We start from the raw sequence: 12,317 nt of genomic DNA, 5'->3' as shown, positions 1-12,317 counted from the left end.
GATGAATTGAAAAGCAAAATTATACCATTTCAACTTAGGAGGTCGGGACATTATACGGCAACCGGCGCCTTGATAGGTGCATGATGCTGGTAATTTTCCAAGGTAAAATCCTCAAACCGGAAACCAAAAATATCTTTTACTTCCGGATTGATCTTGAGAGTGGGTAATGGGTAAGGCTCACGGGTAAGTTGCAGTTTTGCCTGTTCTATGTGATTGTTGTATAAATGAACATCACCGAAACTGTGCACAAAATCGCCATATTCCAGGTCACAGACCTGCGCCACCATCATTGTCAGCAGCGCATAGGAAGCAATGTTAAACGGAACACCCAGAAATACATCTGCACTGCGCTGGTACAACTGACAGCTGAGTTTACCATCGGCCACATAAAACTGGAACAGGGTATGACAAGGCATCAATGCCATCTTGGGCAGTTCTCCTACATTCCAGGCGCTTACAATCAGTCTTCTGCTGTCCGGCGTTTTTTTGATCTGGCTGATGAGATCCGTTATCTGGTCAATCACAACCCCATTGGCCCCCTGCCAGCTGCGCCATTGTTTTCCATACACAGGCCCCAGGTTCCCGTCGGCATCCGCCCATTCATCCCAGATAGTTACTTTATGCTCGTTGAGGTATTTGATGTTGGTATCCCCCTGTAAAAACCAGAGCAATTCATAAATGATACTTTTCAGGTGCAGCTTTTTTGTGGTTACCATCGGGAAGCCTTTCTGCAAATCGAACCGCATCTGGTAACCAAAACAACTGATGGTGCCGGTACCGGTACGATCGGTCTTCTGGCTGCCATTTTCCATAATATGCCTTAGTAAATCCTGGTATTGCTGCATAAGCTGCAAAATACATCCGAAAAAGGATGTGGGAAAGACAATAGTGCCAAGCTGGGGAGAATCTGTGAATTCTATGCCCTTTTCCTGCGTTTCAACTCCTGGTGGATCAGTGAAAGTTCACGACCTGTCTGGCCGCTTACACTGCTGTTCTCCTGCGCCCTGCGCATCAGGTAGGGGATTACATCCCTGATCGGACCAAAAGGCAGGTACTTGCTCACATTAAAGCCCTCTTTGGCCAGATTGAAAGTGATATTGTCGCTCATCCCATACAACTGAGAAAAATGCACATGTGGATGGTTATGGGGTAAGCCCTTCTCTTCCATCAGTCTGGCAGCAAGCAGGTTGCTCTCATCGTTATGCGATGCAACGATCACAGAGATATCCTCAACATTATTAATACAATACCTTACTGATTCATCATAATCTCTGTCTGTGGATGTTTTGTCTGGCTGGATAGGACTTACATACCCATTATCGCGGGCACGTTCTCTTTCTTTTTCCATATAAGCCCCCCGCACCAGTTTCATACCCAGCTTGAAACCTTGCTGTTGGGCAATCTTATGCGATAGTTTCAGGAAGTTCAGGCGATCATGACGGTACAACTGGATCGTATTATATACGATCACTTTTTCTTTATTGAAGATGCCCATCATTTCAATGGTAAGCCTGTCCACCGGATCCTGTATCCAGCTCTCTTCCGCATCAATCAGTACGCCAATATTTTTTTCAGCAGCAGCTTCACAGATGATATACATACGCTCGCGGACCCTGTCCCACTCAGCAATCTCCGCTTCATGATCATGGATGCCACTACGCAGACGGGGTGCTTCATTCAGGGTTTGCAACAACCCGAAACGTGCCAAACCGGTAACTTTGATACTGATAAAAGGAATATTTTGTTGTGTGGCCGCATAATTGATCACACGGATAAATTCATCGGTTGCATGGTCATAGTTGTCTTCTCCTTCCTTGCCCTCCACACCATAATCCAATATCACCTGCACGCCATATTTTCCCAATACCGAACCCACGGCTGCTGTTTCCTCGAGGGTTTCGCCCCCGACAAACTGTTTGAAAATGGTTTTCCGGATGATGCCATGTACCGGTAAACCGGTCTTCATGATGAACGGTGTTAAACGGGTACCTACCTGTACAAACCAGGGGAATTCCATGGTTTTGAACAGGAAACCAGCAGCCTTCAGTTCCGAATCGGATTTGTAGGCAAATGCATTTTCAGTGTTGTCGAAGGAAATATTCATTACTAACAAGTGTTCGTGATGCGAATATCGGTATGCCAGCGTTAAGGAAAAAAGGTTTTCGGGGAAAGTTCCATTTATTTTTGAAAAATTCACCTGTTTCCGCCGGAGCCCTCCCTGTCCTGATACCCTTTGCAACAGACCTGTCTCCCACAGGTTGGCTCCTGCTTTTTATGCTATTGCTTCTCCCCCATCCGATTCCCTGAAGCAAAATTGAAACAGGTACCAGAAAGTCAGCCATCACTTATCAAAGACCTGATACTAGCAGCTATCGCTGCATGATCTTTCCGCAATCAGGTACTCTTATCAAAACGGAATGGTAGACTGCCGGCAATAACAGTTTCAGAAAAAGAAACGTATCTGGGTGTGGCAGTATTGGCGATAAAAACGGAAATTTGTACATGACTATCACGAAAACGGAGATCTACAAATACACGATCCCCATGGTACCTTTTACGATTGCAACCGGTACTATGGCCAATGCACAGAACTTATTGGTACGCATCCATACCAGCGAAGGCATAGTTGGTGTGGGGGAATGTTCTGCATTCCCGATGATCGTTGGCGAAACCCAGGCTACCTGTTATGAGATGGCCAAAGACTTCGCCACCCAGTGGAAACATAAGGATGCTGCCGATATCAGCGCCAGAATGGAAGAGCTGGACCTGCTGACAGCCGGCAATTTCACAGCCAAAAGCGCTTTTGACCTGGCTCTCTATGATATTGCTGCCAAAGCTGCCAATCAGCCCCTGTATCAATACCTGGGCGGACAAAAAAAAATGATTGAAAGCGACCTAACCATCGGCATTGGCACACCGGAAGAGATGGCGGCTACGGCCATAACCTTCCGGGAGAAAAATGTGAAGATCATCAAGGTAAAACTTGGGAAAAAGCCTGAAGATGATATTGAGCGCATACGCCAGATCAGAAAAGCCATTGGCTACGATATCCGGCTACGCATTGACGCTAACCAGGGCTGGAGTTATGAAGGGGCTGTTACAGCTCTTACTGCTTTAGGAGAGTTTGATATCCAGTTCTGCGAGCAACCCATGCGCCGCTGGAATGATGAACTGTTACCGGACCTATGCAGCATATCTCCCATACCCATTATGGCAGATGAAAGCGTCTTTACCCATCACGATGCAGAACGGATGATCCGCCATAAAGCCTGCGCCTACATCAATATCAAATTTGCCAAAAGCGGGGGCATACACGAAGCCATCCAGATCAATGATGTGGCTGAAAAAAACCATATCCCCTGTATGATGGGCGGCATGCTCGAAAGCAGGGTGGCATTAACTGCCAAAGTGCATTTTGCCATGGCTAAGGACAATATCAAATTCTACGATCTTGACACCTGCCTGCTTGGGCACTTGGCTGATCCCGTTACCGGTGGAGTAACCTACCAGGGTATGCAGCTGCACTTACCTGATGCCATTGGTATTGGCGCCGATGTAGACCCTGCTTATCTCCAAAAACTGGAACAGATGGTTATTTGAGGTTTGTGACTGTATCTTTGTCCAAACTGAATCAATGGAACCCAAAAAAGCAAGCGAGAGTTTTGTGGTCATGAACGAACTGGTACTGCCCAACGATACCAATACTTTTGGTAACCTGATGGGGGGGCGTTTGATGTACTGGATGGATATCGCCGCCGGTATTGCGGCCGGCAGGCATTGTAATACCCCGAGCATGACGGCATCGGTAGATAACCTGAGTTTTAAGAACCCTATCAAACTGGGGAATGTGGTGCGCATAGAAGCCAAAGTGTGCCGGGCATTTAACACCTCCATGGAAATCAACATACGCGTATGGGGGGAGGACCTGCTGCATCAGTATAAGTACGAAAGCAATGAAGCTTTCTTCACTTTTGTGGCTCTGGATCCCAACGGGAAGCCCCGAAAAGTCCCACCCGTGATCCCTGAAACAGAGGAAGAGCAGCGTTTGTATGATGGCGCTATGCGCAGGAGGCAGCTGCGCCTGGTACTGGCCGGTAAAATGGCTCCGCATGATGCCAGTGAGCTGAAAGCAATTTTCTTTAAGGACTAACGGTTCTAAATAAAAAACGCCTTTGTGTATGCTGCAGGGATATTCCCGGGTAACACAAAGGCGTTCGCATATCTGAATACTGCGGCTATTTATCCAGCAAATGCATGATGTGGTGTTTACTGCGAAGCATATAGTTCTTACTCTGTTCTATAGCTTCCATCACTTGTTCCAGTATCTCTTCTACCGGCTTGCCATAATCGATCACCAGGGGTTCTTTAAAACGGATGGATAACTGGGATCCTCTTTTTTTGAAAGACAGTCCTTTTTTATTAAACGCCCGCCAAAAACCATTGATCACAACCGGCACCACCACGGGCTGGTTGTTCTTGATGATATGTGCGGTGCCTTTCCGGCCGGGTGCAAAAGGTTTTGTGGTTCCCTGCGGGAAAGTGATAACCCAGCTTTTATGCAGGGCCTGGTCAATTTTGCAGGTATCCGAATCGTCCCGCTCACGGCTGATATCCTTTCCTTCAGCCCGCCAGGTCCTTTTTACAGTCAATGCACCCGCCAGCTTGAAGAAACGGCTGATCCAGCTGCCGTTCATGGTTTCTTCCGCCGCCACGAAATATACATTGGTAAAAGGGTTCAACAGGTAATACGGAATACCTAACCTGTTCTTTTTCCGCCATTTTACTGCACAGAAAATATGGATGAACGCGATCACATCCGCAAAATAGGTCTGGTGGTTACTTACAAAAAGAACATTTTTCCGGGGAAGCTCCCGCAGGTGCTCTGTTCCTTCAATACGGATCCTATTGAACATGGCCAGGCCTGGATAAGTAATCAGCCCCACCGATCCATAGACCAATGACCGAAGTATCCTGATGTACTTAAGACGTTCAATTATCTTCATAAGGGGGTATTGCAAGCTTTGCAAAATAAGGAATTAGGAAATATACGGGCCGATTGTTTAAAAATAAGCGACCCGAAGGCTGCATACTAAGCACACGGATAATACATTTGCGGTCTGAAAAAAGCTATATGGAACTGAACACGGTGATTTTTGATATTGATGGTTTACTGATCGACAGTGAACCCCTCTGGAATGAAGCAGCAGCGGAAGTGTTCCGCCAATATGGTGTAAACCTTACTGAAGAACAATACAAAACCACAACAGGCCTGCGTACCAAAGAGTTTGTCCACTGGTGGTTCTCTTACTTCAATATCGGTGAAGCAGAGCTGGCCAGAGCTGAAAAACAGATTGTATACAGCGTACTGGATAAAATAGAAAGAAAAGGCACCATCATGCCCGGTGTACCCTATATTTTTGAATTCTTCGCCCGCAAGTCGTTTAAGATCGGATTGGCCACTTCCTCCCCTCCGGCCCTGATAGACCTGGTAGTGAAGATGACCGGTATCGGTAAATACCTGCAGGCCACTGCTTCTGCTGAAAACCTGCCCCACGGTAAACCACATCCGCAGGTATACCTGAATTGCGCGGAGCAGCTGAAGAGTCAGCCAACGGAATGTATCTGTTTCGAAGACTCTTTCAACGGCCTCATCGCCGCTAAATCAGCTCGCATGAAATGCGTGATCGTTCGGCATATTTCACAGGCCAAAGAAGAAAAATGGGGTGCCGCTGACCTGAAACTTTCCTCCCTCCAGAATTTCGGAGAACTGCACTTCAACCTCCTGACCCCCTAACCCATTCACTCATCCTATCATTCACTCATTCACTCATTAAATAAAACGCCCCGCTGAAAAATCAGCGGGGCGTTTTATTATCAAAAGAATGCCAGCAATTAGTGCTTGCTTCTCAGGTTTGGATGTGGAGCAGGTACGGTATTTGGACCTTCTTCTGTAGTTCCCTGTAAGTCTACAGTATTGGCATCGCCATCCTGTGCATACACGAACAACAGTCTGCTTTCAGAAACACCTTGCTTTTCAACCAGGTATTTGATAACAGCGTTTACTCTTTCCCAGCTCAGCTGCTGAGCAGATTTACTGGAAGCACCGTAACCGATCACTTTGATTTTACAAGTAGGGTTAGCGTTCACTTTAGCAGCTACAGAAGCCAGAGCGGTTTGTGCAGCTTTGCTCAGTTTAGCGTTGCCTTTGAACTGGATGCTGGGCAGGTTGCCAATGGCACACTCTTTTTCAGCTGGTTTCCAGTTAGCCATCATGTCTTTGATTTCTTTGCAACATGCTGGTTCAGGACAGCTGCCAACACCATCGTTGTTCACAGGGAAACAAGCTTTCGGAGTCAGTACTTCTTTGTCTTTGAAATCAGGAACACCATCACCGTCGGTATCTTTAGAAACACCATGGCTGTCAACCGGTGCACCTTTCGGAGTGTTTGGCTCCAGGTCGAACTGGTCAGTTACACCATCACCATCTGCGTCAGGCAATACCACTTTAGGCATTTTCATGTGCTTGGGTGAGTTCAGCTCGCTGTAAACAAAGTTGTTTGGATTGAGCCAGTATAAAGGTTCCACTCTCTTAGACTTGTTACCGATATTGATATTCAGTCTTGCACTGGTGTAAGAGTAGAAATCATTGCTGTTACCGCCTTTGTAAGCATCCAGGTAATCATATCCGGGAGCAGTGAAGGTGTATTTCTGCTCAAGGCCGATGTTCACCTTGTTAGACAGTTTGAAAGCAATACCTGCACCCAGGTTGATACCATGGAAGAGTGCATACGCATGGCGGTTATTGATAGTAGCACCACCAAATGTTCCAATAAGTCCTGACTGGCTGTTTTGACCATTCACACCAGTTTGTCCATAGAAATAATTGTAACCTCCCGGTTGTGCGCCTGGTAAACCTTTGTATTGAACAAGGGCTGCATTCAGGCTGTAACCTGTAACGAGGTAAACATTGGTTTTAGGGTTTCCTCTGTAATTGCTAGCGGCGTTCAATGAGGTAAGTACATCAAAACTCAACTGGTAGGTTCTGTTTTTGTAGTCAACCTGTCCTGTAGCAATACCATAGGCATTGGGAGAACCAGAGTTCCATAAACCGGTCAGGCCAGTCCTGATGGAAAACACATGGCTCAGCGCCTTACGAAGGGTAATGTTAGCACCAAAACCTGTTTTACCGTTTACATCGCCCCTGATGGAGCTGATACCTGCACCAAATCCCAGTTCCCACTGGTCACGCGGACGTGCCGGGTAAGGGTATTGGTTGTTTAAAAACTCATTGTGCTGGGGCAGATTTTTCACTGCGATTTTGGAAGTGTCCTTCCAGTCCCAACCCCAATCTGTCTGAGCTAGGCCGACCGACTGTATCAGAACGATCAGCGCTGCAACTAAAATGTACTTTTTGCTTGCCATATAGATATTTATTAGTAAAAGTGAATAATCATTTCTTGGGGGGGAGAAACATAGCAAAATTATGCATTATGAATCATTCATGCAATTTTTAGGCCAAAATTATCAGGTATTAATGCTACGTAAAGACCGCAGCAATTCAATTAACGCTGCTTCAGGGGGTTTTATTGCTGATATCAATCTTATATTGCACCATATTTCGCACCATGAAATTAGCAAAACAGGTTATCGCAGAGGAACTTAATATGTTCGAATCACACTTTAAAGAAGCTGTGAAAAGCAGGGTTGCACTGCTGGATAGGGTCATGCAATATATCGTCAAACGGAAGGGAAAACAGATGCGGCCCATGTTTGTACTATTAAGCGCCAAGCTGGGCGGGCCTGTGAATGAAAGCAGTTACCGGGCAGCCTCCCTGGTGGAACTGGTACATACGGCCACACTTGTGCATGATGATGTGGTGGATGACTCGATGGAAAGAAGGGGGTTTTTCTCGGTAAACGCCCTCTGGAAAAACAAAATTGCCATCCTGGTGGGTGATTACCTGCTTGCCAAAGGGCTGCTGTTATCGCTCAATAATAAGGACCATATGGTGCTCGAGATCCTCACCGAAGCTTTCCGGCTGATGAGCGAAGGTGAGCTGTTACAATTCGAAAAATCAAGGAAACTGAACCTTACAGAAGATATATACTACGAGATCATCAAAGGGAAAACCGCGTCGTTACTGGCTTCAGCCTGTGCTTCCGGAGCCTCCACCACGTTCTACAATGCGGAAGATGTGAACCGGATGAAATTATTCGGCGAAAAAGTGGGCATGGCCTTCCAGATCAAAGACGACCTTTTTGATTATGGTTCGCAGGATGTGGGCAAACCTACCGGCAATGACATCAAAGAGAAGAAATTGACCCTCCCTTTGATCTATACGCTCAATAATACCTCTCCCGAGATGCGGCGGAAACTGATCCATATTGTCAAGAACGACAGTACAGACAAACAGAAGGTACAGTTTGTACTGGATGAAGTCAACAGGTCAGGCGGTATCCGTTACGCTACTGAAAAAATGTATGCCTACCGCGACGAAGCCCTGGCAGTTCTTCACCAGTTCCCCGAATCGGATGTACGCAATGCCCTGGAAGAGCTGGTTCGCTACACAACCGACAGAGCCTACTGATGCAAAAAAGATGGAACATACTACAGGCCAGCGATGAAAAAACGGCTTCACTCAGGGATGCCCTGAAAATCAATCCTGTTTTATGTAAGATACTTGTTCAAAGAGGCATTGATGACTTTGACAAGGCCAAAAGATATTTCCGTCCCCAACTTACCGACCTCCATTCACCCTGGCTGATGAAAGATATGGACAAAGCGGTGGAACGTATCCTTTCGGCATTTGAAAAGGGAGAAAAGATACTCGTGTTCGGGGATTATGACGTGGATGGTACCACTTCGGTAGCGAGTATGTACCAGTTCATCCATGCTATTTACAGCGATACGGATTTTTATATCCCGCACCGTTACCGGGAAGGATATGGGGTCTCAAAAATGGGGATCGATTTTGCCAAAGAAAACGGTTTTACCCTGATCATTTCTCTTGACTGTGGCATCAAGTCAGTAGACCTGATCAGTTATGCAAAAACACTCGGTATAGATTTTATTGTTTGCGACCACCACCTGCCCGATAAGGAACTTCCTCCGGCTGTGGCCATCCTCAATGCCAAGCAGGCCGATTGCCCATATCCCTACAAAGAGCTCTGCGGCTGCGGCGTGGGATTTAAACTGATGATGGCACTCGCTGAAAAACTGGAATTGCCCGATGAATCCTATCTCGCTTACCTGGACCTGGTTGCAACAGCCATTGCAGCAGATATTGTTCCGATCACCGGCGAGAACAGGGCGCTGGCTTATTTTGGTTTACAGAAAGTGAACGAAAACCCCTGTGCCGGCATCAAAGCGCTGATGCAACTGGCCGGTGTGCAAAAACAGATGCACATTACCAATCTCGTATTTGTAATTGCCCCCAGGGTGAATGCCGCCGGCAGGATGGACGATGCCCGCAAAGCAGTACAACTCTTCATCGAAAAAGATTACAGTAAAGCTCTCGCTTTTGCAGAAATGCTGCACAGCGACAATGCCGACCGTAAAGAAGCCGACAGCAGCATTACCCAGGAGGCCCTGGAACTGATCCGCCAGGACCCGCATGCTGATACCCGCAAGACCACCGTGGTTTTCCAGGAACATTGGCACAAAGGCGTGGTTGGCATTGTGGCCAGCCGTTTGATAGAGACCTATTACCGACCTACCATCGTGTTGACCCTGAGCGGGGATTATGTTGCCGGGAGTGCCCGCAGCGTAGCAGGCTTCAATTTGTACGAAGCCATCCATGCCTGTCGTGAACACCTACTGGGCTATGGCGGTCACTTTGCCGCAGCGGGTATGACACTGCTACCCGAAAACGTGGCCAGCTTTGCCGAGGCTTTTGAACGGGAAGTGAACAAACTTATCACCGATGACCTGCTCATACCGGAGATCATCATTGATGCCGAGATCAGTTTTGCAGACATCACCCCTTCTTTTTTCAGCATCCTTTCACAGATGGAGCCATTCGGACCCGACAATATGCGGCCGGTATTCATTGCCCGCAATGTGATCGACACAGGTTTCTCCAAAATTGTGAAGGAACAGCATATCCGTTTTGTGCTGAAGCAAAACAACATCAGTTTTACCGGTATTGGTTTTAATATGGCCGATAAATTCACACTGCTCCAGGAACAAAAACCGCTCAACATCGTCTTCACCATAGATGAAAATGTATGGAACGGCGAAACCAGTTTACAGCTGAAGATGATTGATTTACGGCTCTCAGCCTAAAACCAACATGCGATCGTATTCTCTCGGTAGCATTGATTAGATATAGATACCCAACTATTTACGAGCCAATAAAAAAGCTGCTTACCAAACGATAAGCAGCTTTTACAGTAAGTATCAGTTAAGCATTCTCCTTCATCTCACCCTGCAGCAACTCCACACTTCGGTTGATAAAATTGGTGAGTTCATTTCCTTTCAGCAATCCCTGCGACAACAACGCCAGGTCTGCCAGGTTACGCACCTGCTTCTGCTGCAGATCGGCGTTCTTTTCCTGTAACAGGCTCTGGTAAATGGGATGGTTACCATTTACGGTCAGGGTCACTTCATCCGGCATCTGCGCATAAAAAGCGGTCATACCGCCACCCACAGCACCCATATCTTTCATACGCCGCATGAACTCTGGACGTGTAGCAATCACCGGGGCAGATTCCGGGCTGAGTCCCTTGATCTCCGTAGTCACATGCAGGTTATCAATCTGCAGAACAAACAGGTCTTTCAGCCTGGTTTCGTCATCCTTACTCAATACCGTATCCTGCGTATCCTGCTTGTCAATCAGGTTGTCCACGATATCCGCATCCACGCGGACAAAACTTACGTTCTCCCATTTCATTTCCATGGTATTGATGAATGCCGCGTCTACCAGCGTCTCCATCTTCACTACGGTATATCCCTTCGATTTACATGCCTGGATATAAGCATCCTGCTGAACAGGATGGGTGGTGTAAAGGATCACCTGTTTGCCATCTTTGTTTTTCTGTAAGGTTTCGGTAGCCATTTTGTATTCCTCCAGTGTATGGAACTTACCATCAGTATCTTCCATCACCAGGAACTTGTTGGCTTTCTCCAGGAACTTATCGTCAGTCATCATTCCATACTTAACGAATAAGCCAAGGCTTTCCCATTTTTCTTCGAGCGAATTCCTTTCTGTACGGAAGATCTCATCCAGCTTATCGGCCACTTTTTTGGTGATATGAGCGTTGATCTTTTTCACATTCGGATCGCCCTGCAGGTAGCTTCGGCTCACGTTCAGCGGTATATCCGGACTATCGATCACCCCCTGCAGCAACATCAGGAATTCCGGTACAATGTCTTTTACCTCATCGGTCACAAATACCTGGTTACAGTACAACTGTATCTTATCTTTCTGTATCTCGTAGCTCTGTTTGATCTTGGGGAAATACAATACACCGGTCAGGTTGAACGGATAGTCCACATTCAGGTGTATCCAGAACAATGGTGTTTCATTGAAAGGATATAATTCCTTGTAGAATTTCTCGTAATCCTCTTTTTGTAATTCGGAAGGTTTTTTAACCCAGATTGGATCGGTATTGTTAATCGGCTTCTCTTCGCCTTCTTTTTTCTCTCCTTCCTCGGAGAAATAAATGGCGATGGGCAGGAACTTACAGAACCTTTCCAGGATACTGCGGATCCTTCCGGCTTCCAGGAACTCTTTGCTCTCTTCATTGATGTGTAATACGATCTTGGTACCACGCTGGTTATAATCCACATCGTATAATTCAAATTCGGGACTTCCATCACAACTCCAGTAAACACCACTGCCTTCCTTATGACTCTTGGTGTAGATCTCCACTTTATCACTCACCATAAAAGAACTGTAGAATCCCAGACCAAAATGCCCGATAATATTCGCATCCTTGTATTTCTGCATAAACTCTTCCGCACCGCTGAAAGCAACCTGGTTGATGTATTTGTCCACCTCTTCACCAGTCATACCCACACCACGGTCAATAATGCTGAGGGTTTTCTCTTTGGCATCCAGTACCACATCAATTCTCAATTCCCCCAGTTCTCCTTTGGCTTCACCAATGGACGAAAGGGTCTTCAATTTCTGTGATGCGTCAACCGCATTGCTTACCAGCTCGCGCAGGAAGATCTCATGGTCGCTGTATAGGAATTTCTTGATGATGGGAAAAATGTTCTCGGTCTGAACCCGTATCTGGCCTTTTTGCATAGTACTCGTTTTGGCTGCAAATGAACAAATTAAATACCAAACGACCCCATGCTGACAGGTTGA

10 protein-coding genes are annotated in these 12,317 nt (G+C 46.6%); 5 read left to right on the top strand and 5 right to left on the bottom strand.

Features of this window, described 5'->3' with window-relative positions:
* Positions 1-50: 50 nt before the first annotated feature.
* Together ACH3Y6_RS07020 and ACH3Y6_RS07015 are read right to left on the bottom strand one after the other, a co-directional pair.
* Complete coding sequence (locus tag ACH3Y6_RS07020; protein ID WP_490834882.1) at positions 51-845, bottom strand: thymidylate synthase; 795 nt, start codon at positions 843-845, stop codon at positions 51-53.
* 71 nt (positions 846-916) lie between these two features.
* On the bottom strand, positions 917-2,104 hold the full coding sequence (locus ACH3Y6_RS07015) for a proline dehydrogenase family protein (RefSeq protein WP_490834881.1): 1,188 nt from the start codon (positions 2,102-2,104) through the stop codon (positions 917-919).
* Between the two features lie 398 nt (positions 2,105-2,502).
* Between ACH3Y6_RS07015 and ACH3Y6_RS07010 the strand changes: the two genes are divergently transcribed.
* Complete coding sequence (locus ACH3Y6_RS07010) at positions 2,503-3,600, top strand: mandelate racemase/muconate lactonizing enzyme family protein (protein ID WP_490834880.1); 1,098 nt, start codon at positions 2,503-2,505, stop codon at positions 3,598-3,600.
* Positions 3,601-3,634: 34 nt separating this feature from the next.
* Positions 3,635-4,150, top strand: coding sequence for an acyl-CoA thioesterase (locus ACH3Y6_RS07005; protein WP_490834879.1), 516 nt, complete (start codon positions 3,635-3,637; stop codon positions 4,148-4,150).
* An 85-nt stretch (positions 4,151-4,235) separates the two neighbouring features.
* Here ACH3Y6_RS07005 and ACH3Y6_RS07000 read toward each other — a convergent pair whose 3' ends face one another.
* Positions 4,236-5,003: a lysophospholipid acyltransferase family protein gene (locus ACH3Y6_RS07000; RefSeq protein WP_490834878.1), complete on the bottom strand. Its 768-nt coding sequence runs from the start codon at positions 5,001-5,003 to the stop codon at positions 4,236-4,238.
* Positions 5,004-5,131: 128 nt separating this feature from the next.
* Between ACH3Y6_RS07000 and hxpB the strand changes: the two genes are divergently transcribed.
* Positions 5,132-5,794 (top strand): hexitol phosphatase HxpB, encoded by a 663-nt coding sequence (hxpB, locus tag ACH3Y6_RS06995; protein ID WP_490834877.1) that lies wholly within the window; start codon positions 5,132-5,134, stop codon positions 5,792-5,794.
* A gap of 98 nt (positions 5,795-5,892) precedes the next feature.
* Here the strand turns inward: hxpB and ACH3Y6_RS06990 are convergent, their stop codons facing one another.
* Positions 5,893-7,422 carry an OmpA family protein gene (locus ACH3Y6_RS06990; RefSeq protein WP_490834876.1) on the bottom strand — a complete coding sequence of 510 codons (1,530 nt, stop codon included), beginning with the start codon at positions 7,420-7,422 and terminating at the stop codon, positions 5,893-5,895.
* Between the two features lie 203 nt (positions 7,423-7,625).
* Here ACH3Y6_RS06990 and ACH3Y6_RS06985 point away from each other — a divergent pair, with 203 nt between their 5' ends.
* Positions 7,626-8,588 carry a polyprenyl synthetase family protein gene (locus ACH3Y6_RS06985; RefSeq protein ID WP_490834875.1) on the top strand — a complete coding sequence of 321 codons (963 nt, stop codon included), beginning with the start codon at positions 7,626-7,628 and terminating at the stop codon, positions 8,586-8,588.
* Entirely contained in the window at positions 8,588-10,285 is a 1,698-nt protein-coding gene (gene recJ / locus ACH3Y6_RS06980; RefSeq protein ID WP_490834874.1) for a single-stranded-DNA-specific exonuclease RecJ, read from the top strand. Before ACH3Y6_RS06985 ends, recJ begins: the two co-directional genes overlap by 1 nt.
* 118 nt (positions 10,286-10,403) lie before the next feature.
* On the opposite strand, the gene htpG is transcribed toward recJ, so the two are convergent.
* Positions 10,404-12,254 (bottom strand): molecular chaperone HtpG, encoded by a 1,851-nt coding sequence (gene htpG, locus ACH3Y6_RS06975; RefSeq protein ID WP_490834873.1) that lies wholly within the window; start codon positions 12,252-12,254, stop codon positions 10,404-10,406.
* Positions 12,255-12,317 lie beyond the last annotated feature (63 nt).

Source organism: Sediminibacterium sp. FW305-C-269, assembly GCF_058231045.1.
Note: the sequence above shows the minus strand (reverse complement) of the source record. Positions and strands in the feature narration are given on the sequence as shown.

Bases quoted from the DNA above. Each gene is read 5' to 3' on its own strand.
- ACH3Y6_RS06985 (WP_490834875.1), top strand. From the start codon at position 7,626: ATGAAATTAGCAAAACAGGTTATCGCAGAGGAACTTAATATGTTCGAA.
- ACH3Y6_RS07015 (WP_490834881.1), bottom strand. From the start codon at position 2,104: ATGAATATTTCCTTCGACAACACTGAAAATGCATTTGCCTACAAATCC.
- htpG (WP_490834873.1), bottom strand. From the start codon at position 12,254: ATGCAAAAAGGCCAGATACGGGTTCAGACCGAGAACATTTTTCCCATC.
- recJ (WP_490834874.1), top strand. From the start codon at position 8,588: ATGCAAAAAAGATGGAACATACTACAGGCCAGCGATGAAAAAACGGCT.
- hxpB (WP_490834877.1), top strand. From the start codon at position 5,132: ATGGAACTGAACACGGTGATTTTTGATATTGATGGTTTACTGATCGAC.
- ACH3Y6_RS07010 (WP_490834880.1), top strand. From the start codon at position 2,503: ATGACTATCACGAAAACGGAGATCTACAAATACACGATCCCCATGGTA.
- ACH3Y6_RS07020 (WP_490834882.1), bottom strand. From the start codon at position 845: ATGCAGCAATACCAGGATTTACTAAGGCATATTATGGAAAATGGCAGC.
- ACH3Y6_RS06990 (WP_490834876.1), bottom strand. From the start codon at position 7,422: ATGGCAAGCAAAAAGTACATTTTAGTTGCAGCGCTGATCGTTCTGATA.
- ACH3Y6_RS07000 (WP_490834878.1), bottom strand. From the start codon at position 5,003: ATGAAGATAATTGAACGTCTTAAGTACATCAGGATACTTCGGTCATTG.
- ACH3Y6_RS07005 (WP_490834879.1), top strand. From the start codon at position 3,635: ATGGAACCCAAAAAAGCAAGCGAGAGTTTTGTGGTCATGAACGAACTG.